The sequence below is a fragment of the Ruegeria sp. HKCCD7628 genome, from assembly GCF_057221005.1.
The window spans coordinates 130,155-150,758 of the sequence record NZ_JBWVBA010000001.1 but is presented as its reverse complement, the minus strand read 5'-3'; the positions used below and the strand labels follow the sequence as shown (position 1 = coordinate 150,758).

Here is a 20,604-nt window from a genome sequence, read left to right as displayed (position 1 = left end):
GGTGAGAACCGTATTGATTGTCGTATTTACCTCTTTTTGCAGTTCAGCATGGGCAGCCCCCTGCATACTGCAAGAAATCTGCACAAACGTGGAGAACTGTGAGGGCGATGAGTTCACGCTTGAACTATTGGGCACACCTCCCGAGCGAATAAAAAGTAGCTTCGGAGATTTTTCAGTCGATAGGATCGCCAGAGCAGGCGAGATCACCTCGAAAATTCGCTTGTCCGATGGGCAAGAGTGGACCGCCACTTCACAAAACGATTTGCTGACAGCGTTCCGGGTCGAAGGTGATAAACACGAGTATATGTATGTGACAAAGACTTCGACCACCGAACTATCAGTGACGTTTCTAACCCAACCGCTGCGCTATGCCGACTATACGAAAGCTAACAACGGACGACGCGCATTCTCAGGCAAATGCGAGCAGGAGTTTTAATGGACTTCCTCAACGCCCTTGTGGCGCTCTCCAACTTCGTTCTAGTTCCCGCAATCGCCTATGGCAGCCAGTTGGCGTTGGGCGCTCTTGGGGTGACGCTGATCTATGGAATTCTGCGGTTCTCGAACTTTGCCCATGGCGACACGATGGCCTTTGGCGCGATGATTGCGGTTCTGGTCACGTGGGGCCTGCAGGCCGCTGGGGTCAGTTTCGGACCGCTGCCGACCGCTCTGCTGGCCCTGCCCTTTGCCATTCTGGGATGCATCGTGCTGGTGCTGGTCACCGACCGGTTGGTTTACCGCTTTTACCGCGAACAAAAGGCCAAACCGGTCATTCTGGTGATCGTGTCGATGGGGGTGATGTTCATCATGAACGGCGTTGTGCGCTTCATCATCGGCCCGGATGATCAACGCTTTTCGGACGGCGCGCGGTTCATCGTCTCGGCGCGTGACTTCAAAGCGATGACCGGCCTGCGTGAAGGGCTGGCGATCAAGACCTCTCAGGGTATTACCGTGGTCGTGGCCGTTGTCGCCGTGGTGCTGCTGTTCTGGTTTCTGAACAAAACGCGCACCGGCAAGTCGATGCGGGCATATTCGGACAACGAGGACTTGGCGTTGCTGTCTGGCATCAACCCGGAACGCGTGGTGATGATCACATGGATCATCGTTGCCGCGCTGGCGACCACTGCAGGTGTGCTCTATGGCCTCGACAAAAGCTTCAAGCCCTTCGTCTATTTCCAGCTTCTGCTGCCGATCTTTGCCTCGGCCATCGTGGGTGGCTTGGGCAACCCACTAGGCGCCATCGCGGGTGGCTTCATCATCGCGTTTTCCGAAGTGACCATCACCTATGCGTGGAAAAAGGTACTGACCTATCTGGCCCCTGAAAGTCTGGAGCCTTCTGGATTGGTCCAGTTCCTGTCCACCGATTACAAATTCGCCGTCAGCTTTGCCATCCTGCTGATCGTGCTTCTGTTTAAGCCCACGGGCCTGTTCAAGGGGAAAGCGGTATGACCGAGCCCGTCAAAAACACACTGCTTTTTGTGGTCGTTGCCAGCCTGATCCTGCTGTCCGGTTTCACGCAAAGCTGGAACTCGGCCATATTGATCCTGAACATGGGGCTGATCTCGGCCATCATGGCGATCGGGGTAAACCTGCAATGGGGATTTGCCGGTCTTTTCAACGTCGGCGTCATGGGGTTTGTGGCCTTGGGCGGGTTGGCGGTTGTTCTGGTCTCGACACCACCGACACCCGGTGCGTGGGTCGCAGGTGGGTATGGGGTCATACTGTCGCTGGTGCTGGGTGCCGCGACCGTGGTTGCGGCCGTCGTGACCGCCCGGAAATTACCAAAAGGTCGGGTTCAGACACTGACGATTGTGGCCATACTCATTGTGGGGTTTTTTATCTACCGCGCGGTATTTGACCCCAATGTCGCAGCGATCGAGGCGATCGACCCGGCCGTAGCGGGTAACATCGGCGGCTTGAACCTGCCGGTCCTGATCGCGTGGCCTGCTGGCGGTCTTCTGGCAGCCGGGGCAGCCTGGTTGATCGGAAAAACTGCACTGGGGTTGCGATCCGATTATCTTGCCATCGCGACCTTGGGGATTGCCGAAATCGTCATCGCCGTCATGAAAAACGAGGATTGGCTGGCCCGCGGCGTCAAGAATGTCTACGGCATTCCGCGCCCGGCACCTGTGGTGGGATATGAGGTCGAATTGCAAGCAGATCCCGGTTTCATCGCTCGCGCCGAATGGCTGGGTCTTGATCCCGTTACTGCCTCGACGCTTTCGGTCAAGCTGGGCTATTCGCTGCTGTTCACCATAGTGCTGCTAGTGCTGCTATGGATGGCGCAGATGGCGCTGAAAAGCCCATGGGGCCGCATGATGCGCGCCATTCGCGACAATGAAGTCGCGGCCGAAGCGATGGGCAAGGACGTCACGCGCCGGCACCTGCAAATCTTTGTTCTTGGCTCTGCAATCTGTGGCATCGCTGGCGCAATGATGACCACCCTGGACGGGCAGCTGACACCGGGCACCTACAACCCGCTGCGTTTTACCTTCCTTGTGTGGGTCATGGTGATCGTCGGCGGTTCGGGTAACAATTTCGGAGCGGTTTTGGGTGCGTTCTTGATCTGGTTCCTGTGGGTTCAGGTGGAACCCATTGGTCTTTGGCTGATGAACCTGATCACGTCCGGAATGCCCGAAGGAAGTGCGCTGAAAGACCACTTGATCGAAAGTGCCGCGCATATGCGCCTGTTCACTATGGGGCTGATATTGCTGATCGTTCTCAGGTTCAGCCCCCGTGGCCTCATTCCGGAAAAATGATCACTTCATCTTGAGAGGCACTACAATCACGCCTGATTTCGGGCGTGATTTCTTGATTTACCCGCCTCTCCCGTCTAGAGCACGTTACACACCATGCGGCCCCAGGAAAATTTCCGGTGTTTACCGGAATTTAGACAAACCGCTTGAGACTGCGACCAAACACTCACAATAAAGAGTTCACATGATTATGACACTAGCCAAACCAATCCTTTTTCTGACGCTGATCGCTGGGCTGACAGGGTGTGTTCCAAGCCCAGAAGATTTTGAAACCACCCCGGTGAAAATCCAGACGCCCGAAGGTGAAATCACCTGTCAGCTTTATCGCCAGGATCGCGTGAACTGGGACCGGGCCATTGATTTCCCCGCGACCAAGCTGACGGTTCCTCAGGCCGATGCCTATTGCAAGCAGGAAGGCCAGCGCCGACTGAAAGGGTGACCCTTCGGCCGGGAAAGCAGCCTGTTTTCCCGGTTTTACCTGCTTTTGAATAAACCCCCAAGAATTCCGCGGACAATACGCCGGCCAGTGGTTCCTTTCAGCTCTTTGATGACAGCTTCACTCATGGCGGTCGCGAACGTGTCTTTCTTGCGCGATACTCGGGAAGATGAGCGTCCAACACGACTGCCTGAATATCTGCGGGCTGTTGCGAACTCTCGCTCGGCTACGGACTTGGTTTCGATCTCTTCCTCGGCCTGTTGAGCCGCCTCAGCAGCGGCATCCGCCCGTGACTGCAAAATCTCGAACGCCGACTTTCGGTCTTTCAAGTCGCGGTATTTCTGTTGCATGGGCGAAGCATCAATGAGCGTTTGCCGCTCGGCTGAGGTAATCGGCCCAAGGTGAGTCCCTGGCGGGCGGATCAGCGTGCGCTCGACAATTCCGGGCACGCCCTTTTTTTGCAGCATCGAGGTGACAGCTTCGCCGACGCCGACTTCACGAATTGCTGCCTCGGTGTCGAAGGCGGGGTTTTCTCGATATGTCTCTGCGGCCAGACGCAGATTTTTCCGATCCCGTGCAGTGAACGCACGCAGCGCATGTTGAACGCGGTTTCCAAGCTGCCCAAGAATATCCTCGGGGATGTCAGCAGGGTTCTGCGAGATGAAATACACTCCCACACCTTTGGATCTGATCAGGCGTGCGACTTGCTCGACCTTGTCGACAAGGATCTTTGGCGCGTCTTCAAACAGCAGATGCGCTTCGTCGAAAAAGAACACCAGCTTAGGCTTTTCGGGGTCGCCGACCTCGGGCAGTTCCTCGAACAACTCGCTGAGCAGCCACAGAAGGAATGTCGCATAAAGGCGGGGCGACCCCATCAGCTTGTCCGACGCCAGAATGTTGACCATCCCCTGCCCCTGTGCGTCGGTGCGCATTAAATCCGCCAACTCGAGCGCTGGTTCTCCGAACAGGTTGGTCCCGCCCTGATTTTCAAGCACCAAGAGGCGCCGCTGAATAGCTCCGATCGATGCCGTCGAGACATTTCCGAACCGAAGTGACAGTTGCGACCGGTTCTCGCCGATCCAAACCAGCAACGACTGCAGGTCCTTCAGGTCCAAAAGGGGCATTCCTTCATCGTCTGCCACTCGGAAAGCTATATTCAGGATGCCTTCCTGCGCCTCACTAAGATCCATCAGGCGGGACAAAAGCAGCGGGCCCATTTCAGTCACTGTTGTACGGACCGGGTGGCCCTGCTCGCCGAACAAATCCCAAAAGGTAACCGGGCAAGCGCCGTATACGTAATCCGTAAACCCAATACGCTCGGCGCGTTCCTGAAAAGCCCGTTGAAGCTTATGAGTTTCGCTTCCCGCCTTGGCCAACCCGGACAAATCCCCTTTGACGTCGGATAGGAAAACGGGAACGCCGGCTTGCGAAAATCCCTCGGCCAAAATCTGCAATGTCACTGTTTTGCCAGTTCCTGTCGCTCCGGCGATCAGGCCGTGCCGGTTGGCGTATTTCAATGCAAGGGCCTGCGGCTGCCCATAATCCTCACCACCACCGCCCAAGAAGATACTGTTTTCCATAGATTTTCAGCCTTGATTTGAACCGATCTGTCCTCACCATACAAATTTAACATTTGCCTGCGATAGTCTAATCGCTGCCTTCGCGTTTAAGCGCGTGGGTGGCAATCTTCCTCCCTGTCGACTGGCCGCGCCTTATGGCGCGGCTTTTTTGGACAAATCACGCTTTTGAGATTAAAATTTCAGGTTAGCAGTTGACCGTTGCGCTCCCCTTTCGTAACGTCTGCGCATAACTAAGTCGGCCAGTCCGACGGGGAGAAAATTCTATGAAAGGGAGCCGCTCCACCGGCTCCCTTTCTACATCTGGTGCTGGTTTCACGATATCGTATAAACCGGCAAAAATCCGACCAGATTATCGGCTTGGTCCACCTTAGCGACTGACACTGCCGATCAGGGATGCTAGACGAGAAAAAAAGATCAATCACCTGACCGAGGCATTCATGATCAAGAACACTCTATCTTATAGCTTGCTTGCGACCGCGCTCTGGTGCGGTGCTACTTTTGCACAGGAAGCCGCGCAAGACAGCGAAACGCCACAAACACAGGTCGGAAGCGATCTGGACCTGGGCGAAGCCGGCCCGCGCGTGGGCGAGCAATATGTCAAGGAACAATCCGGCGACTGGGATATCACTTGCCTGAAGACAGAAAACGGAGATGATCCCTGCTTGATGCGTCAGGTTCTGAACGGTCAAGAAGGGCAGCCCATTGCGGATATCACGGTCACCAAACTGCCCGAAGGTTCCGCCGCGATTGCCGGCGCAACCGTTCTTGTCCCTCTGGAAGTTCTTCTGCAGGCGCAGATTGCGCTATCAATAGATGGTGCCCCAGGCCGCCGCTATAATTACCACCACTGCAACCCTGTGGGTTGTCTGGCGCAGCTAGGGTTCACGCAAGGCGATGTCGACGCGATGAAAGCCGGAAGCAAGGCCGTGCTCTCGCTGGTATCTGTGGTAGCGCCGACGCAGTTGTTGGAACTAGAAGTTTCTCTGGCCGGGTTCACTGCCGGATTTGACGGACTGCAAGCGCAGCAGAATTGATACCCGATGCAAAAAAGAGGCGGCTTTTCAGATCAGCCGCCTCGAATGTTTAGGGCCTTAGACCTGCTTTAATGCCAGCACAGCGTTAAGACCGCCGAATGCAAACGCATTGCTGAGCGCGACATCAACCTTAGATTCTCGCGCCTCGTTTGGGACTACGTCCAGTGCGCATTCAGGATCGGGTTCTTCGTAGCCAATAGTCGGAGCAATGACGCCGTCGCGCAGCGCCATTATACAGGCCAACAACTCAACCGCACCGGTTCCGCCGATCAAATGGCCATGCATGGACTTGGTGGATGAGATCATCAGATCATCCGCATGTGGACCGAACACATCCGCAACCGCCGCGCATTCTGTTTTGTCATTGGCCGCCGTTCCGGTGCCGTGGGCGTTGATATATCCCACCTGATCCGCATTGATACCCGCATCAGACAAAGCACCCGAAATCGCACGTGCAGCCCCTTGTTTGCTGGGCATGACGATATCGGCCGCATCCGAGGTCATGGCAAAACCGACCACTTCGCACAGGATGTCAGCGCCGCGCGCACGTGCGTGTTCGTATTCTTCAAAGACAAAGACGCCCGCGCCTTCGCCTTGGACCATTCCGTTGCGATTGGCACTAAAAGGACGGCAGGCATCTTTGGACATCACCCGCAGCCCTTCCCATGCCTTGACCCCGCCAAAGCACAGCATGGATTCCGCGCCACCGGTCAACATTGCCGGGGCCGCTCCGCTGCGGACCATCTGAAACGCCAACGCCATGGCATGGTTGGACGATGCACAGGCTGTCGATACGGTAAAGCTGGGCCCCTTGAGGTTATGCTCCATCGAAACATGGCTGGCTGCCGCGTTGTTCATCAACTTTGGCACGACGAATGGATGAACCCGGTTCTTACCATCCTCATAGACCGAGCGGTAATTGTCGTCCCAAGTCGATACACCGCCCCCTGCGGTTCCCAGAACAACGCCTGAACGCGCGGCCAAGTCGCCGTGGAACTCGATGCCAGACTGTTCGATCGCCTCTTTCGCAGCGGTCAGAGTGAATTGCGTGAACCTGTCATACAGGCTCATTTGTTGACGGTTAAAACGGCCCTCGGCTTCGAATCCGCGGACTTGACCGCCAATTTTGATGGCCAGCCGTTCGACGTCACGAAACTCGAGGTCCGAAATGCCGCAACGCCCTTCGCGCATCGCCTCAAGCGTCGCGGGAACGGAATGGCCCAACGAGTTGATCGTTCCGGCCCCGGTAATAACAACGCGTTTCATGATCCTGTGTCAGACCTTTTCCGACACGAGTTTTTCAATGCCCGCGATGATTGCCGCCACGTTCGAGATGTCAAAATCGCTGGCCGACGGTTCGTTCGCATTGAACGGGACCGAGATGTCAAACTCTTCCTCGATGGCGAAAATGCTCTCGACCAGTCCAAGGCTATCGATTCCCAGATCCTCGAGCGTACTATCGGGCGTCACATCCGAAGGTTCCAGCACGGCCTGCTCGGCGATGATGGCGATGACGCGGTCGGTGATGCTCATGTCGATCCTCTGATTATCACATTGAGGATGATTTAATCGCTCGGCGACTGTTTGAAAACAGCCTTTTTCAGCGCCTCGACGTCACGCGCCATGCGCGGCAAACGCCGTTGAGCTTTGTATACGTCCGTATGAGTTTCCATCTTGATACCCGGATACCCCATGATCACACGGCCTGCTGGTACGTTGGACAAGATTTTTGTACCGCCGCCCGAAATCACCCCGTCACCGATAAATATGTTGTCGGCAACGCCGGTCTGACCGCCCAGAACAACATTATTTCCAATATCAACCGATCCAGATACGCCGGTCTGACCGCACAGAAGGCAATCGCGACCAACCCGCGTATTGTGGCCGACATGCACAAGGTTATCCAGTTTGGAGCCATCGCCGATCCGGGTGTTCCGGATTGTGCCATTGTCCACGGTGCAATTCGCTCCGACCTCGACATCATCCCCAATCTCGACGGCACCAAGCGAGTGGATGCGCAGCCAGCTTTGCGCGCGCGCATCGCCCTTGTCGCCCATAGTCTTGCGTACGTTTTCGACGTCCGAGACCTCGGGGGTCACAAAGCTGAACCCGTCCCCGCCAATCCGTGCGCCTGGTTGCGCGATAAAACGGTCCCCAATGACAGCACGGGCCCCTATGCTGACCATCTCGCGCAGCAAGGCGTTTTTGCCAAGAACAGCGTCCATACCAACGACGCAATGGCTGCCAATCACTGAACCATCGCCGATCTTCGCTCGCGCTCCGATCACTGCGAGAGGGCCAACCGATACATCTTCCCCTAGCTCTGCCGACGGGTCGACAACGGCTGAGGGGTGAATGCCCGGGTCAATCCCCTGCCCGCGATCCAACATCGCAGTAATACCAGCCATGGCCATACGAGGGCGTGGAACAAAGATCGCGGCGGACAATCCCAAAGCCTGCCAATCGGCCCCTTCCCACAACACCGCCGAACGGGCCGCTCCGCCACCAAGTGCCTCGGCATATTTGGGTGACATTGCCATTGCCAGATCATTCGAGCCCGCATCTGCGGGTTCCGCGGCGCGTTGGATCGTCAGCGATGTGTCGCCCTCGCAGGTCGCGCCCAAAGCGTCGGAAATCTGCTGGATGGTATAGTTCATGTCGGGTTCCCCGGATTAAGGATAACCCGGTGATTACCCCTGAACGTCCGGCAGGGCTACCCCTGCTTTCTGCAGAGCCTCCCAGATTTTCTGATCGCGGCCGTAAACGTCACGGCGATACTGCACATCCCCTTTCGGGCCGATATAGGCTGTCCGGTAAATCAAGTGAACCGGCACATGCTGTTTGAGCGGAACAGTTATTTCCTTACCGGTGGACAAAACACGTTGAAAGAATGCTTTGGGATCTTCTTCCTGCTTGGCCAGCAACGCATAGGCAAACTCGAACGGTTGGGCCAGTCGGATGCACCCATGCGAGAACGCGCGCGTTTCCCGGGCAAACAGGCTTTTCTGCGGCGTATCATGAAGGTAGATGTTGTACTGGTTGGGGAACATGAACTTCACCAACCCCAACGCATTGCTTTTGCTGGGGGGTTGACGCATCGCGAATGGGAAGTTCCGTGCCGTGTATTGCGAAAAATCAACTGCTCCACGATCGATCTGACGACCACTGCGATCTGTAATGTGGATATGATTAACTGCATTCGGGTTGGATTGCAGTTGCGGTAAATATTCCTTGGTGATGATCGAGCGCGGCACATACCAGCTGGGGTTGATCACCATATGCTCCATCTTATCCGAGAATTCCGGGCTCCGACGATCGTGAACATTTTTGCCAATAACAGCGCGGGTTTCAAAGGTTACCAGCCCATCATCCACAATTTTGGCGGAAAAATCCGCCTGATTTACCAGGATATGACGCTCTCCCCGCTCGCGGGGCAACCAGCGTTCGCGTTCGAGCGCTACATATACGGATTTCAGACGGTCTGACGCGCTTCGGTTCAACTCGGTGATCGTGCCCTGCCCGGCCACCCCATCCGATGCGAGACCATGCGCGGTTTGGAAAGCCTTCACTGCTGCAAGTAGTTCTTTGTCAAACTTGGGGCTTGCCGACGGTTTCATATATCCCATCGTGATCAGCCGATTGCGCAGCTTGATGACGTTTGGCTCGGTGTCACCGAATTCCAACTTGTCGATGGGCACACCAGCGCCCCATCCGCCCTGATCCACCAATGTCTGCAGGGCTAGCTTTTGCTTCATCAATGCGCGGTATTGCGCAGTCTGGGGCGGCAAACCGTCTATATAGGACGCACCGCCAGCAATGACGCCGCGCAAATGATCTTTGGTTGATCTTCTCTGGACTTTACGCACCAGACCGTCGTCAATTTCGGAAGGGCGCAACGCCCCCGAGTACATGTCATTTGCATAGCGAACAAAAGCACGGGTCAACGAGATCTCGATTGCGCCGATTTCGCGCAGAGAACGAGCATTTTCCATTTTGGCCATAAGGCCCTGCGCGCCATATTTGTCTTCCGGCAACCCGTGTAAATGTACCGAAGTCAATGCCCGCATTAAATGCGCGCGGCGCGTTTGGTGTTCTTTCGACGTCCCTGTCCAGATTGGCGCGAACCCGGTTTCTCGATAGAAGTCCGCAATACCAGATCCCGCAGGTGCAAACTCGGCAACGGCCATTTGAAAGCTGGTCGCAGGCGCACGTTCCGCATGCGCAAAGCTGACAGATGCGGTCACACAAGCCGCGACTACAAAACCGGTATAAGCACGAAAAAACGTTCGCATGGGATGACCTTGACTAAACAATGACTTATGCGTCGCACTGGACGCGTTCAGACAATATGGTTTTCCTCATAACCTTATGTCCATTCACAAATACCTCAATTTGACGCTTCTTTATCCGCGTGATGCGCGTTTGCATCGGACACCCAAAAACCGAAGTAACCTGCCCTAAGTTTAAACAGAAAAGCGTCATCTGCGCAAAAAACTGCCGAAAATTCCCCCTTGAAAAGATGAATATGAAAGACTTCTTGGCGCTCTTCCGCGACTGTGCCATAAATTCGCCACCTGGGATGGGAAAAAATTAAGAACGCGCGCGTAACATCGTGTGCAGGCAGGAACAGTACGGGACGAAACATAAAATGACTACGAGCAGTTCCTCGGGCATGACCCGGCGGGCCCTATTGGGCGCATTTGCGGCAACAGCAGTGGTTGCAGCACCGACATATTCAAACGCAGCAGGTTTCCTCCGCGGTGGCGGCGATATTCGTCGTATCCGTATGTATTCCGGTCGCACAGGCGAGCGGATCGATATGATATATTGGGTTGATGGCAAGTACATCAAGGACGCTGTCAAAGAAGTGAACCACTTCATGCGTGACTGGCGGACGGACCAAGTCAAAGACATGGACCTGCGCACTATCGACATCATGGCCGCTTCGCATAATCTGCTGGACGCAAACGAACCTTATATGCTGCTGTCGGGATACCGGTCGCCACAGACAAATGCTATGCTGCGGTCTCGCTCGCGTCGCGTGGCAAAGAACTCCCTTCACATGAAAGGCCAGGCTGCAGATTTGCGTCTTGCTTCTCGGTCGGTTTCGCAGATGGCGAAGGCTGCGATTTCATGCCGTGCGGGCGGTGTCGGTAAATACTATCGTTCGAACTTTGTTCATATGGATTGCGGCGAGGTCAGGTCCTGGGGCGGTTGATACCTGCTAAAGACCATGTCTTCTCTAGCTGGCAGGCGCGATTCTTTCGCGCCTTTGTCTTTGCCGGGTCATCCAACCGAGATACCGACCAAGTGTTTGGCCTGAATTGTTCTGGTTGACGTAAAATCGGCCCCGTTGCGCCTTTTTCGACGCTACAAACAAGTTACTTGCCGATGATTCAGCGCGGGGGTGCTGTCATCTGCACATCGAAAACCGGCCACACCTCGCAAAAGGTTTCGACAAAAAAACGGCCGCAATTTCTTGCGACCGTTCGGAAATCGGAGTTCGAAACGATTAACGCTTCGAGAACTGGAACGAACGACGAGCTTTGCGCTTACCGTATTTCTTACGTTCCACAACGCGGCTGTCGCGGGTCAGGAAGCCAGCGGCTTTCAGAGCGCCACGCAGCGAGGGATCGTACAGTTGCAGCGCTTTCGAGATGCCGTGCTTGACCGCACCGGCCTGACCGGTCAGGCCACCGCCTTTGACGGTTGCAACAACGTCGAACTCACCTTCCACACCGGCAACCTGGAACGGTTGGCGCAGGATCAGCTGCAGAACGGGGCGAGCAAAGTACTTGTCCTGATCTTTGCCGTTCACGGTAACCTTACCGGAACCCGGCTTGATCCAAACGCGGGCAACAGCGTCTTTACGCTTGCCGGTGGCGTAGGAACGGCCCAGCTCGTCACGGACGGGCTCGCGCGCGATGACTTCTTCAGCCACGGTTTCAACGCCTGCGACGGCGCTCAGCTCTTCGAGAGTATTGATCTGATCAGCCATCGGTCATTAGCTCCGGGTGTTTTTCTTGTTCATGGACTTCACGTCCAGAACTTCGGGCGCTTGCGCCTCGTGGGGATGCTCGGCACCAGCGTAAACGCGCAGATTGGTCATCTGCTTGCGCGCCAGACGGTTGCCCGGCAGCATGCGCTTGACCGCTTGGGTTACGACGCGCTCGGGGTGTGCACCTTCCAGGATCTGCTGTTTGGTGCGCGACTTGATGCCGCCCGGGTGGCCAGTGTGCCAGTAGAAGTTCTCTTCGCGCTTCTTGCCGGTCATCTGGATTTTGTCAGCGTTGATCACGATGACATTGTCGCCCATGTCCATGTTCGGGGTGAACGACGCTTTGTGCTTGCCACGCAGGCGCATGGCGACGATCGAGGCAAGACGGCCCAGAACAACGCCCTCAGCGTCGATCAGGATCCATTTCTTGTCGATGTCTGCAGGTGTTGCAGAAAAGGTTTTCATGGCAGGATAGTCCTGTTTGATGTGAAAGACCGCCCCAAGTCAGAGCGGTCCGAATTCGATGGAGCGTATGTAGAGGGGAGTGTGGCGCAGGTCAACAACAGCAATGTCTTTTAAATCAAGCAATAACAGAAACTTATAAAATAGGTATTATTTTACCCCAATCTAAACGCTGATTTGCTCGGGCGGATTGTCTAGTAGGTTGCGCAGGCGTTGCATTGCGTCCTCGAACCTTTCCAAAGAGACATGGCCGTTCATTGCAATACGCACTGCGTTCGGCGCACGACCATCCCGTAAAGCAAATTCATCAGCCGAACGCAGTTGGATGCCTTCCCGCTCCGCCGCACGACTGAACGCTGCGGCGCGCCAACCGGAGGGCAGGTTTAGCCAGACAAAAGGCACGTCCGGTGCCCAATTCAGGTCAAACCCTCCCAAAGCATTCACAGTCACGCGAACATATTCACCCATTTTCAGTCGAACATCGCGTGCAATGCGCCGCGTGCGGGGGTCGGACAACATTAACCGAGTTAACTCGGCAAGCGGCTGCGCAAGACCGAAATAACCGTATTCAGCCGACCGACGCAGATCTACACTTCGTTCGCGCGGCGCAATAGCGAAACCAACACGCAGCGCGGGCGTCAGCGTCTTGGAGATGGAGGACACGTGCCACCCCCGCTCTGGTGCAAGAGCGCGATAGCTGGGTTCACGCGCTTCGCCCATTCGGTAGCAATCATCCTCGATGATTTGTAGATCAAAGCGTCGCGCGATTTCGACAACCTCTTTCCTTCGCTCAAGTGGCGTATGCGCGCCGGTGGGATTTTGCACTTCAGGTGACACGCAAACAGCCTGGGCAGGGTTCTGGTGCAGAACGTGCTCCATTGCGCTGGGGTCGATTCCCCACTTGTCCATCTTTACGCCGACCACTTCAGAGCGCATGAGTTCCCCGGCTCTGCGGAATCCCGCGTAAGACAAGTCTTCCACCAAAACGATGGGCTTGGGTCCTCGCAGGATGGTTTGGAAGACAAGGCAAAGGCCGTTCTGCCCCCCGTGCGTAAGTACAATGTCATCATGGGACAATGCGCCCAAGGGCAGATCCGACAACCACTCGACCACCGCCTGACGCATGGGTTTGTAAGCATCTCGGGTGGGGTAGTTCAGAAACAATCCCGGATCCGCATGCGAAACTTTTTGCAAGCACTCGCGGATCAGGGCCACTTGCCCCACATCGGCTAAGCGTGGGCTGAACAGGCTGACATTTGCGCTATACTTGTCCTCGCGCAAATGCAGTTGCCGTGCCCAAACGTCGTCCAGTATCGGCGATTTTGGAGGGGCGACAAATGTACCACGCCCCACCTCGGCATGCAGCAACCCCTCATCGGTCAGAATAGTATAGGCGCGCGCCACAGTGCCCGGTGTGATTTGTAACCGATACGCCAGCTCCCGGACCGGAGGCAACTTGGCTCCGACTTCCAGTAAATTGTTATCAATAGCTTTTCGAATTGTATCGGCCACCAGAGTATACTTGGGGCCTTTGGATTTCGGCAGTGATTCCGGCCAAATTGTATCCATTACAATTCTTCCTTTGATTTTAATACAATGTGGAATGTATCAATCAAACATACCGAACATATTACGTTTGTGTCAATACAATTTGAAAGGATACCCAAGATGACACGCGCAATGCACACCCCTGCCCTTTTGTTGCTGAACGACAGCCCTCGGTTGCCGCTGATCGCATCGCTGGCCGTGCGGTTTGCGGCGACTGTCACCAAGTGGGAGCGACAGCGCCGCAGCAGGGTAAATTTGTCAAAGCTGGATGATCGGTTGCTGCGTGACGTCGGGTTGACCCGCCATCAGGCCGACCGCGAAATCAATCGCCCGTTCTGGCACGGGTAGCAAATCCCCAGTCCCATTTGGGACCTCTTCCTTGGCCGGGCTTGACCCGGCCATTTTTTATCCGAATGCTGCTGCAGCCGAGCCTTCTGGGGGCAGAGAATAAGTCATTGTCGCACGGGCCACAGGTTTATCTGAGCCCTCCGAAAACATCAGCACATCACCAACGGCCAAAGTTTTTCCAAGTTTCAGCAAGGTGCAATGTGCGATCATGTCCCGCGCTCCATCTGGTTTGCGCATAAAATCCATCGAGCAACCTGTGGTAACAGCCAGAGACTGTCGGCCTTTGCGTGCAAGAATAATCGCGTAAACGCAGACATCCGCCAGACCGAACATCGACGGACCCGACACAGTTCCCCCCGGCCGCAAATGACGGTCTTCAACGACCAGCCGCATGGTGATTTTGTCTTCGGTCAGATCTTCGACTACGAAATCGCGATGAACTTGCGGAAAGATCTGATGCATGTAGTCGCTTAACTCTGCCCGGTTCAGAACCAATGACATACTTCCCCTCCTCGATTTGCCGACCTAGAGTTGGCCCCACATCAGATCGGAGGGCAAGATGGGAATTCTGGAACGTCGCGACACGGGTGCGGTTGCAAGGTTGAAAATGAACGCACCAGAGCGGCTTAATGCCCTGAGCGACGAAATGCTGACCGCCTTGCAGGATGAGTTCGACACGTTGCGCGAAGACCAGACGATCCGCGCTGTTGTCCTGTCGGGCGAAGGCAAAGCGTTCTGCGCAGGGCATGACCTAAAACAAATGACTGCCGGTCGTCAGAGCGAAGACGGAGGCAAAGCGTATTTCCAGGATCTTTTTGCCAGATGCGCGCGAATGATGTTGTCGATCCAGTCCCTACCCCAACCCGTCATTGCGCAGGTTCATGGTATTGCGACCGCGGCCGGGTGCCAATTAGTGGCCACCTGCGATCTTGCCGTCGCCGCCGAAGGCACAAGGTTTGGCGTAAATGGGGTAAATATCGGGCTGTTCTGCTCGACGCCGATGGTGGCGCTCAGTCGCAACATTCCGCGAAAGAAGGCGTTTGAAATGCTGACCACAGGCGATTTCATATCCGCTGAGCGCGCAACAGAGCTTGGGCTGGTCAACCGCGTCGTCCCTGAAATGCTGCTTGAACACGAAAGTCAGGCACTGGCGGAAAAGTTGGCAGACAAGCTTGGGTCGGCGGTCAAGATCGGCAAACAAGCTTTTTACCAACAACTCGATATGCCAATCGAAAAAGCCTATGACTATGCCGGTGAGGTAATGGCGCAGAATATGCTGCATCGGGATACCGAGGAAGGAATATCAGCATTTATCGAAAAAAGACCGCCAAATTGGCAGCAATAACGCAATTGTTCTTAAGTATTTTATACACTGTTCGCATTTTTGGACTTTTCAAAAGGGCAACACTGTGGCAATGCTGAGACAAGGCTAAGGCCGAATTACGTATTTTGGGTCGCCGTAGGCGGAAGGTCCCTCCGAGCTGGTCTCTCTCACCAGCGTTGACATTCCCGCAGCGGCGACCCCAAAATTTCCCAGAAAATGTAAGAGTTCCGCCCCATGAGGGTTTGCGTTGCTTTGTGCTGTGCCCTATGTGGCAGCGCATGACACAGAAATTGCATATCGTGGGCGGCGGCATGGCCGGGTCCGAGGCAGCCTGGCAGGCTGCGGAAATGGGCGTTGACGTGGTGATCCATGAAATGCGACCCAAAGTAGGCACCTTTGCGCATCAGACTGGAAATCTGGCCGAAATGGTGTGTTCGAACTCGTTCCGGTCCGACGATGATGAGCAGAACGCTGTGGGTCTGTTGCATTGGGAAATGCGGGCAGCCAACGGATTGATCATGACAACCGCAGACACTCATCGCTTGCCTGCGGGCGGAGCGTTGGCCGTGGACCGCGACCCTTTTGCCGAGTCTGTCACAGACAAGCTGCACGCCCATCCACGTGTCGAAGTGACCGGAGAAGAAGTTACTGCCCTGCCCGATGACGGCCATTGGATCATTGCAACCGGTCCACTGACCTCGGCCGCGCTTAGCGAGTCGATCCGTTCTGAGACAGGGGCCGAGTCACTGGCGTTTTTCGATGCCATTGCTCCTATCGTCTACGCGGACAGTATCGACATGAGCAAAGCCTGGATGCAGTCGCGATATGACAAGGGCGAGACCGAGGAAGAGCGGACCGCATATCTCAATTGCCCCATGGACCGAGACCAGTACGAGGCATTCATCGACGCTCTGCTGGCTGCCGATAAGACCGAATTCCACGAGGGCGAAACGGCGGGCTATTTCGATGGATGTCTGCCGATCGAAGTCATGTCCGAGCGTGGCCGGGAAACGCTGCGCCATGGCCCGATGAAGCCGGTCGGTCTGACCAACCCGCATCAGCCCGAGGTCAAGCCGCATGCGGTTGTACAATTGCGTCGGGACAATGCGCTGGGGACGTTGTTTAACATCGTCGGCTTCCAGACCAAGATGAAATACGGCGCGCAAACGGACGTCTTTCGGATGATCCCCGGGCTTGAGAATGCCAGTTTTGCCCGTCTGGGCGGCATTCATCGCAACACGTTCATCAACTCTCCAACCCTTTTGGATGAGCAGATGCGTCTGAAATCACGCCCTAATATCCGGTTTGCGGGACAGATCACCGGTGTCGAAGGTTATGTCGAAAGTGCAGCCATGGGGTTGTTGGCCGGACGGCTCGCCGCAGCAGAGATGCTGGGTCGCACCCTTCCGGACGTTCCGCAGGACAGCGCCATGGGGGCCCTGATCCACCACATCACAGGTGGGGCCGACGCCAAGACGTTTCAGCCTATGAACGTGAACTTCGGCCTGTTCCGTCCTGTCGACGGTTTTAAGGGCGGACGTCGGGGGCGCAAAGATCGCTACAAGGCTTATACGGATCGCGCCAAGGCGGCTTGGACTGACTGGCTCACCCAATGCTGACTGGACGTGTGACGCTGAAGAAGCCTAACATGGTGATATGAGCGATGATTATCTAAAGGACGTCTATGGCCTCGACACGCCCGAGGCCACGCGCGATCACTATCAGAAATGGGCCTCATCCTATGATTCAGAAGTCGAGGCGCACGGGTATGCAACCCCCGGCCGCGTGGCCGAGGCGCTCTGGTCCAAGCTTCCCGAACCTCAGACGCCAATTCTGGATTATGGATGTGGAACTGGCCTGTCTGGCGAGGCCCTGAACGCTGTCGGATTTCAGGTGATTGACGGCATCGACCCAACGCCGAAAATGCTAGAAGGCGCAAAGGCCAAAGGCGTTTACCGAACCCTAAGCACTTTTGATATCGCGGATCCAAACCCGTTGAAAGTCGGAGGCTACAAAGCCATCGCGGCAATCGGTGTAATAAGTGTAGGCGCCGCGCCGCCCGAGACGTTTGATATGCTGATGAATGCTTTGCCCACAGGCGGTCTACTCGCATTCTCCTTTAATGATCATACGCTTGAGGATCACACCTATACATGCCGCCTGAACGATTGGCTTGATATGGGGGCCGCGCGGCTGCTATTGCGCGAATATGGTCCGCACCTTCCTGGAATGGACCTTCAATCCGACGTCTACATTGTTGAAAAAGCGTGACATTCACAACCAGGTTTGCACCTTCTCCGACCGGCCCATTACATCTTGGGCATGCCTATTCGGCACTGCTGGCCAGCGATATGGCTACGGATCAGCAAGGCGTATTCCTGTTGCGGATCGAAGATATCGACCGATCCCGCTCTAGAACGCATTGGGAAGATCAGATTTATGATGATCTTGAGTGGCTTGGATTAAGCTGGCCAAGCCCGGTTCTGCGTCAGAGCGAACGCCTGCACGTATATGAAGCAGCACTTGAGGACCTCTGGTCGCAAGGCCTGCTGTATCCTTGCACATGTAACCGCAGGGATATCGCCGCAGCTGCCAGCGCACCGCAGGAGGGTGCTCCTCTCTTAGGGCCGGACGGGCTTGTCTATCCCGGAACCTGTCGTAACGCAGCCATTCGGACGGGTGCTATGCCGCGAAAGGTTCCTCTGCGATTGGATATGGAACAAGCCGGTCGGGTCGTCCCCCCCGAAATCGAGATGAGTTTCCTGGAAACCGGCTTTGGACCGAACCGTGAAACCGGGCAAATTTCATTCAGCCGGGCAGATTTGGTTAATACGATTGGAGATGTCGTTCTCTCGCGCCGAGATATGGGTACGTCTTATCACCTATCGGTGGTTCTGGATGATGCCGAACAGGGAGTAACGCGGGTCGTGCGTGGGCGCGATCTGTTCGAGGCAACTCGAATCCATATTCTTCTACAAATTCTTCTGGGGCTGCCGCGCCCCTCTTATCACCACCACAGCCTGATCCGCGACGATATCGGTAAAAGACTGGCCAAGCGGGATGATGCCCGCGCTATTTCCAAATACCGGGCTGATGGAGCCAGCCCGGAAGACATTCGTGAGATGGTGGGCCTACACCATCGGTGACATCAGCTCGACCTCGTCACCGTCACGAACTGCAGTGTAAAAACAGCTGCGCCTGTTCGTGTGGCAGGCCGGTCCTGATTGTCGCACGACGACCAGCAGGCAATCCCGATCACAGTCGACGCGAAAATCAACCAACTCCTGCACATGGCCCGAGCTTTCGCCCTTGATCCAGAAGGATTGCCGGGATCGAGACCAATAAGTTACGCGCCCGGAGGACAGCGTTTTTTCAACCGCCTGCATGTTCATCCAGGCCATCATCAACACCTCGCCCGAGTTTTCGTCCTGGGCAATGGCGGGGATTAAACCGGCCTCGTTGTATTTTAAGGTGGAAGGGTCGAAGGCGACTGTTCCTGTCATGGTAAAAACCTTTTGCATCCCGATGGATGCTGACTATGTATGGGGAACAGTCAATGAGGGAAAGCCATGTCCGGCGAAAATGACCTGATCAAGCTCTACTCCGGCCGCATTCTTGCTTTGGCTTCCGATATTCCGCATCTGGATCGGTTGGAAAACCCGGATGCCACAGTGAAAAAACGGTCGCCTTTGTGCGGGTCAACGGTAACGGTTGACGTCAAGCTAGAGAATGGGCGCGTCTCCGAATTCGGGCAGGATGTTAAAGCGTGTGCTTTGGGCCAAGCCTCGGCTGCTGTCGTCGGAGCTGGCGTTATCGGAGCCACACGGGCACAGGTCGAAACTGCGCGCGATCAGTTGTCGGCAATGTTGAAGCAAAACGGCCCTGCCCCAGACTCGCCATTTGATGCCCTTGAGGTTCTGATGCCCGCGCGAGACTATAAGAACCGACATGCCTCGATCTTACTGGCGCTGGATGCCACCGCCGAGGCAATGGAACAGGCCGAACAAGCCAATTGCGCCTAAGCGTAGCGTTTTCTTGTGATCCGGTCTAACTTCCTGTGAAATCAGCGGAGCGACCGATTTGAATAATCTGCTCGAACACTTTGTGACGCTTTGGGTCGTTATTGATCCCATCGGTACTATTCCCGTCTTCATCGCAGTCACCGCCGGGCTCGAGGCCGCGGCTCGGCGCAAAATGGCGCTGCTGGCGTCAGTTATCAGTGCCGGTGTTCTGCTGTTCTTTCTTGTCTTTGGCCAGTTGTTGATTGAGGCGCTGGATATCGGCCTTAATTCCTTCCAAGTGGCCGGAGGGATCATCCTGTTTCTATTCGCACTCACAATGATATTCGGCGAAAGTAAGCAAGACGTTGAACAGAAAGCGGCCGAGGACGACGAGCAGGACAAGTTACATCAGCACAATCCCGCGATATTTCCTCTGGCAGTTCCATCTTTGGCCTCGCCTGGCGCGATGTTGGCTATTGTCATTCTAACCGACAATAACCGCTACAGTGCCGCGGATCAGGGCATCACTGCGCTGGTCATGCTTTCAGTTGTCGCGGTCGCGTTTGTGCTGATGCTGTTGGCCGAGCCTATTATTCGCCTGATCGGACATTCCGGAGCAGCGATAATCAGCCGCGTAATGGGCATGATACTTGCTTCGGTCGCGGTGAATTCCGTCCTGTCGGCGATGTTGGAAATCATGAAAACCGGTCAGCTATAAAAAAGCCGCCGCACCTTCCGGGCGGAAAGGGCGGCGGCAGGCTGTGCGTGTCTCATGTGGGGTCCGGAGGTCCGCGCAGGGCCGAGGCATGGCCCTTCAAGGGAATTAGGACAGGCAGGTCACCCTTGATTCAGATGGGGATGACAGCGCGGGATATTCGGCACGAGATCGCAGGCAGAAAGGGTCAGAACACTGCAGGAAGGTGAAGAGCGACCATCAACATGACCACCAAAGACACCGCACCCACCGCATCTTGCAGTAAAGTTGTGTGCGAGCGGCTTATCGCGGTCTTGATCTGGGTCAGCATGGGTCACCTCCGGTCAGGGTTTTAATCCTTTGTTGACCTTTTGTTCTCATATTTCCCCGAGTCGGTAAAGAACTTTTTGAGAACATTTGCGAACT

The 20,604-nt window shown here is 55.5% G+C and carries 24 protein-coding genes; 13 read left to right on the top strand and 11 right to left on the bottom strand.

The genetic code is table 11. The features are described from left to right. Nucleotide 1: 1 nt before the first annotated feature. From AC2TAD_RS00770 to AC2TAD_RS00755, 4 genes are all read left to right on the top strand, one after another. Nucleotides 2–436, top strand: coding sequence for a hypothetical protein (locus AC2TAD_RS00770; protein WP_480865513.1), 435 nt, complete (start codon nt 2–4; stop codon nt 434–436). Further along, the gene (locus AC2TAD_RS00765) at nt 436–1,446 is read left to right on the top strand and encodes a branched-chain amino acid ABC transporter permease (RefSeq protein ID WP_480865512.1); all 1,011 of its coding nucleotides are present in this window, start codon (nt 436–438) and stop codon (nt 1,444–1,446) included. The genes AC2TAD_RS00770 and AC2TAD_RS00765 overlap by 1 nt, the downstream gene beginning before the upstream one ends. After that, nucleotides 1,443–2,756, top strand: a complete 1,314-nt coding sequence (locus AC2TAD_RS00760) for a branched-chain amino acid ABC transporter permease (protein ID WP_480865511.1) — start codon at nt 1,443–1,445, stop codon at nt 2,754–2,756. Before AC2TAD_RS00765 ends, AC2TAD_RS00760 begins: the two co-directional genes overlap by 4 nt. Nucleotides 2,757–2,937: 181 nt before the next feature. Further along, entirely contained in the window at nt 2,938–3,192 is a 255-nt protein-coding gene (locus AC2TAD_RS00755) for a hypothetical protein (protein ID WP_247742620.1), read from the top strand. 35 nt (nt 3,193–3,227) lie between these two features. Here the strand turns inward: AC2TAD_RS00755 and AC2TAD_RS00750 are convergent, their stop codons facing one another. Beyond that, complete coding sequence (locus tag AC2TAD_RS00750; RefSeq protein WP_480865510.1) at nt 3,228–4,769, bottom strand: helicase HerA-like domain-containing protein; 1,542 nt, start codon at nt 4,767–4,769, stop codon at nt 3,228–3,230. Nucleotides 4,770–5,206: 437 nt separating this feature from the next. On the opposite strand from AC2TAD_RS00750, the gene AC2TAD_RS00745 reads away from it, so the two are divergent. Continuing rightward, nucleotides 5,207–5,803 carry an invasion associated locus B family protein gene (locus AC2TAD_RS00745; protein WP_170751172.1) on the top strand — a complete coding sequence of 199 codons (597 nt, stop codon included), beginning with the start codon at nt 5,207–5,209 and terminating at the stop codon, nt 5,801–5,803. A 57-nt stretch (nt 5,804–5,860) separates the two neighbouring features. Here AC2TAD_RS00745 and AC2TAD_RS00740 read toward each other — a convergent pair whose 3' ends face one another. Genes AC2TAD_RS00740 through AC2TAD_RS00725 form a run of 4 tightly spaced genes read right to left on the bottom strand, consistent with a single transcriptional unit; the run spans nt 5,861 to nt 10,095 of the window. Then, the gene (locus tag AC2TAD_RS00740) at nt 5,861–7,069 is read right to left on the bottom strand and encodes a beta-ketoacyl-[acyl-carrier-protein] synthase family protein (protein WP_480495711.1); all 1,209 of its coding nucleotides are present in this window, start codon (nt 7,067–7,069) and stop codon (nt 5,861–5,863) included. Between the two features lie 9 nt (nt 7,070–7,078). Beyond that, on the bottom strand, nt 7,079–7,336 hold the full coding sequence (locus AC2TAD_RS00735) for an acyl carrier protein (RefSeq protein WP_170354151.1): 258 nt from the start codon (nt 7,334–7,336) through the stop codon (nt 7,079–7,081). A gap of 32 nt (nt 7,337–7,368) precedes the next feature. After that, nucleotides 7,369–8,460 (bottom strand): UDP-3-O-(3-hydroxymyristoyl)glucosamine N-acyltransferase, encoded by a 1,092-nt coding sequence (gene lpxD, locus AC2TAD_RS00730; protein ID WP_480865508.1) that lies wholly within the window; start codon nt 8,458–8,460, stop codon nt 7,369–7,371. Between the two features lie 33 nt (nt 8,461–8,493). Beyond that, nucleotides 8,494–10,095 carry a L,D-transpeptidase family protein gene (locus tag AC2TAD_RS00725; RefSeq protein ID WP_480865506.1) on the bottom strand — a complete coding sequence of 534 codons (1,602 nt, stop codon included), beginning with the start codon at nt 10,093–10,095 and terminating at the stop codon, nt 8,494–8,496. A gap of 356 nt (nt 10,096–10,451) precedes the next feature. On the opposite strand from AC2TAD_RS00725, the gene mepK reads away from it, so the two are divergent. Continuing rightward, complete coding sequence (mepK, locus tag AC2TAD_RS00720; protein WP_170354148.1) at nt 10,452–11,021, top strand: peptidoglycan L,D-endopeptidase MepK; 570 nt, start codon at nt 10,452–10,454, stop codon at nt 11,019–11,021. Nucleotides 11,022–11,315: 294 nt separating this feature from the next. On the opposite strand, the gene rpsI is transcribed toward mepK, so the two are convergent. The 3 genes from rpsI to AC2TAD_RS00705 form a co-directional block, all read right to left on the bottom strand. After that, nucleotides 11,316–11,801 carry a 30S ribosomal protein S9 gene (gene rpsI / locus AC2TAD_RS00715; RefSeq protein ID WP_170388395.1) on the bottom strand — a complete coding sequence of 162 codons (486 nt, stop codon included), beginning with the start codon at nt 11,799–11,801 and terminating at the stop codon, nt 11,316–11,318. 6 nt (nt 11,802–11,807) lie between these two features. Further along, nucleotides 11,808–12,266: a 50S ribosomal protein L13 gene (rplM, locus tag AC2TAD_RS00710; RefSeq protein WP_170354147.1), complete on the bottom strand. Its 459-nt coding sequence runs from the start codon at nt 12,264–12,266 to the stop codon at nt 11,808–11,810. A gap of 162 nt (nt 12,267–12,428) precedes the next feature. Further along, nucleotides 12,429–13,832, bottom strand: coding sequence for an aminotransferase-like domain-containing protein (locus AC2TAD_RS00705; RefSeq protein WP_480865505.1), 1,404 nt, complete (start codon nt 13,830–13,832; stop codon nt 12,429–12,431). A gap of 99 nt (nt 13,833–13,931) precedes the next feature. Here AC2TAD_RS00705 and AC2TAD_RS00700 point away from each other — a divergent pair, with 99 nt between their 5' ends. Further along, nucleotides 13,932–14,159, top strand: coding sequence for a DUF1127 domain-containing protein (locus tag AC2TAD_RS00700; protein WP_170751163.1), 228 nt, complete (start codon nt 13,932–13,934; stop codon nt 14,157–14,159). A gap of 57 nt (nt 14,160–14,216) precedes the next feature. Here the strand turns inward: AC2TAD_RS00700 and AC2TAD_RS00695 are convergent, their stop codons facing one another. Continuing rightward, nucleotides 14,217–14,660 carry a PaaI family thioesterase gene (locus tag AC2TAD_RS00695; RefSeq protein WP_480865504.1) on the bottom strand — a complete coding sequence of 148 codons (444 nt, stop codon included), beginning with the start codon at nt 14,658–14,660 and terminating at the stop codon, nt 14,217–14,219. A 58-nt stretch (nt 14,661–14,718) separates the two neighbouring features. Here AC2TAD_RS00695 and AC2TAD_RS00690 point away from each other — a divergent pair, with 58 nt between their 5' ends. The 4 genes from AC2TAD_RS00690 to gluQRS all read left to right on the top strand — a co-directional run bounded on the left by AC2TAD_RS00690 (nt 14,719) and on the right by gluQRS (nt 18,629). Continuing rightward, complete coding sequence (locus AC2TAD_RS00690) at nt 14,719–15,504, top strand: enoyl-CoA hydratase (RefSeq protein WP_480865503.1); 786 nt, start codon at nt 14,719–14,721, stop codon at nt 15,502–15,504. A gap of 257 nt (nt 15,505–15,761) precedes the next feature. Next, nucleotides 15,762–17,102, top strand: a complete 1,341-nt coding sequence (gene trmFO, locus AC2TAD_RS00685; protein ID WP_480865501.1) for a methylenetetrahydrofolate--tRNA-(uracil(54)-C(5))-methyltransferase (FADH(2)-oxidizing) TrmFO — start codon at nt 15,762–15,764, stop codon at nt 17,100–17,102. A 37-nt stretch (nt 17,103–17,139) separates the two neighbouring features. Further along, on the top strand, nt 17,140–17,754 hold the full coding sequence (locus AC2TAD_RS00680; protein ID WP_480865500.1) for a class I SAM-dependent DNA methyltransferase: 615 nt from the start codon (nt 17,140–17,142) through the stop codon (nt 17,752–17,754). Further along, a complete protein-coding gene (gene gluQRS / locus AC2TAD_RS00675) occupies nt 17,751–18,629 on the top strand; it encodes a tRNA glutamyl-Q(34) synthetase GluQRS (protein ID WP_480865498.1) in 879 nt (292 codons plus the stop codon). Before AC2TAD_RS00680 ends, gluQRS begins: the two co-directional genes overlap by 4 nt. Here the strand turns inward: gluQRS and hisI are convergent. Next, the gene (gene hisI, locus AC2TAD_RS00670) at nt 18,615–19,004 is read right to left on the bottom strand and encodes a phosphoribosyl-AMP cyclohydrolase (protein ID WP_480865497.1); all 390 of its coding nucleotides are present in this window, start codon (nt 19,002–19,004) and stop codon (nt 18,615–18,617) included. The genes gluQRS and hisI overlap by 15 nt on opposite strands. Nucleotides 19,005–19,052: 48 nt before the next feature. Here hisI and AC2TAD_RS00665 point away from each other — a divergent pair, with 48 nt between their 5' ends. Together AC2TAD_RS00665 and AC2TAD_RS00660 are read left to right on the top strand one after the other, a co-directional pair. Beyond that, nucleotides 19,053–19,505 carry an iron-sulfur cluster assembly scaffold protein gene (locus AC2TAD_RS00665; protein WP_480865496.1) on the top strand — a complete coding sequence of 151 codons (453 nt, stop codon included), beginning with the start codon at nt 19,053–19,055 and terminating at the stop codon, nt 19,503–19,505. A gap of 58 nt (nt 19,506–19,563) precedes the next feature. Continuing rightward, a complete protein-coding gene (locus AC2TAD_RS00660; protein ID WP_170751151.1) occupies nt 19,564–20,202 on the top strand; it encodes a MarC family protein in 639 nt (212 codons plus the stop codon). Between the two features lie 184 nt (nt 20,203–20,386). Here AC2TAD_RS00660 and AC2TAD_RS00655 read toward each other — a convergent pair whose 3' ends face one another. Beyond that, nucleotides 20,387–20,509 (bottom strand): hypothetical protein, encoded by a 123-nt coding sequence (locus tag AC2TAD_RS00655; protein WP_280635687.1) that lies wholly within the window; start codon nt 20,507–20,509, stop codon nt 20,387–20,389. Nucleotides 20,510–20,604: the final 95 nt, after the last annotated feature.

What these genes read in the sequence shown, in the direction of transcription:
- AC2TAD_RS00680 (WP_480865500.1), top strand. Translation starts at nt 17,140, where the DNA reads ATGAGCGATGATTATCTAAAGGACGTCTATGGCCTCGACACGCCCGAG.
- lpxD (WP_480865508.1), bottom strand. Translation starts at nt 8,460, where the DNA reads ATGAACTATACCATCCAGCAGATTTCCGACGCTTTGGGCGCGACCTGC.
- AC2TAD_RS00695 (WP_480865504.1), bottom strand. Translation starts at nt 14,660, where the DNA reads ATGTCATTGGTTCTGAACCGGGCAGAGTTAAGCGACTACATGCATCAG.
- hisI (WP_480865497.1), bottom strand. Translation starts at nt 19,004, where the DNA reads ATGCAAAAGGTTTTTACCATGACAGGAACAGTCGCCTTCGACCCTTCC.
- AC2TAD_RS00740 (WP_480495711.1), bottom strand. Translation starts at nt 7,069, where the DNA reads ATGAAACGCGTTGTTATTACCGGGGCCGGAACGATCAACTCGTTGGGC.
- trmFO (WP_480865501.1), top strand. Translation starts at nt 15,762, where the DNA reads ATGACACAGAAATTGCATATCGTGGGCGGCGGCATGGCCGGGTCCGAG.
- AC2TAD_RS00765 (WP_480865512.1), top strand. Translation starts at nt 436, where the DNA reads ATGGACTTCCTCAACGCCCTTGTGGCGCTCTCCAACTTCGTTCTAGTT.
- rpsI (WP_170388395.1), bottom strand. Translation starts at nt 11,801, where the DNA reads ATGGCTGATCAGATCAATACTCTCGAAGAGCTGAGCGCCGTCGCAGGC.
- AC2TAD_RS00725 (WP_480865506.1), bottom strand. Translation starts at nt 10,095, where the DNA reads ATGCGAACGTTTTTTCGTGCTTATACCGGTTTTGTAGTCGCGGCTTGT.
- AC2TAD_RS00760 (WP_480865511.1), top strand. Translation starts at nt 1,443, where the DNA reads ATGACCGAGCCCGTCAAAAACACACTGCTTTTTGTGGTCGTTGCCAGC.
- AC2TAD_RS00700 (WP_170751163.1), top strand. Translation starts at nt 13,932, where the DNA reads ATGACACGCGCAATGCACACCCCTGCCCTTTTGTTGCTGAACGACAGC.
- mepK (WP_170354148.1), top strand. Translation starts at nt 10,452, where the DNA reads ATGACTACGAGCAGTTCCTCGGGCATGACCCGGCGGGCCCTATTGGGC.
- AC2TAD_RS00750 (WP_480865510.1), bottom strand. Translation starts at nt 4,769, where the DNA reads ATGGAAAACAGTATCTTCTTGGGCGGTGGTGGTGAGGATTATGGGCAG.
- AC2TAD_RS00745 (WP_170751172.1), top strand. Translation starts at nt 5,207, where the DNA reads ATGATCAAGAACACTCTATCTTATAGCTTGCTTGCGACCGCGCTCTGG.
- rplM (WP_170354147.1), bottom strand. Translation starts at nt 12,266, where the DNA reads ATGAAAACCTTTTCTGCAACACCTGCAGACATCGACAAGAAATGGATC.
- AC2TAD_RS00655 (WP_280635687.1), bottom strand. Translation starts at nt 20,509, where the DNA reads ATGCTGACCCAGATCAAGACCGCGATAAGCCGCTCGCACACAACTTTA.
- AC2TAD_RS00735 (WP_170354151.1), bottom strand. Translation starts at nt 7,336, where the DNA reads ATGAGCATCACCGACCGCGTCATCGCCATCATCGCCGAGCAGGCCGTG.
- AC2TAD_RS00665 (WP_480865496.1), top strand. Translation starts at nt 19,053, where the DNA reads ATGTCCGGCGAAAATGACCTGATCAAGCTCTACTCCGGCCGCATTCTT.
- AC2TAD_RS00705 (WP_480865505.1), bottom strand. Translation starts at nt 13,832, where the DNA reads ATGGATACAATTTGGCCGGAATCACTGCCGAAATCCAAAGGCCCCAAG.
- AC2TAD_RS00690 (WP_480865503.1), top strand. Translation starts at nt 14,719, where the DNA reads ATGGGAATTCTGGAACGTCGCGACACGGGTGCGGTTGCAAGGTTGAAA.
- AC2TAD_RS00755 (WP_247742620.1), top strand. Translation starts at nt 2,938, where the DNA reads ATGATTATGACACTAGCCAAACCAATCCTTTTTCTGACGCTGATCGCT.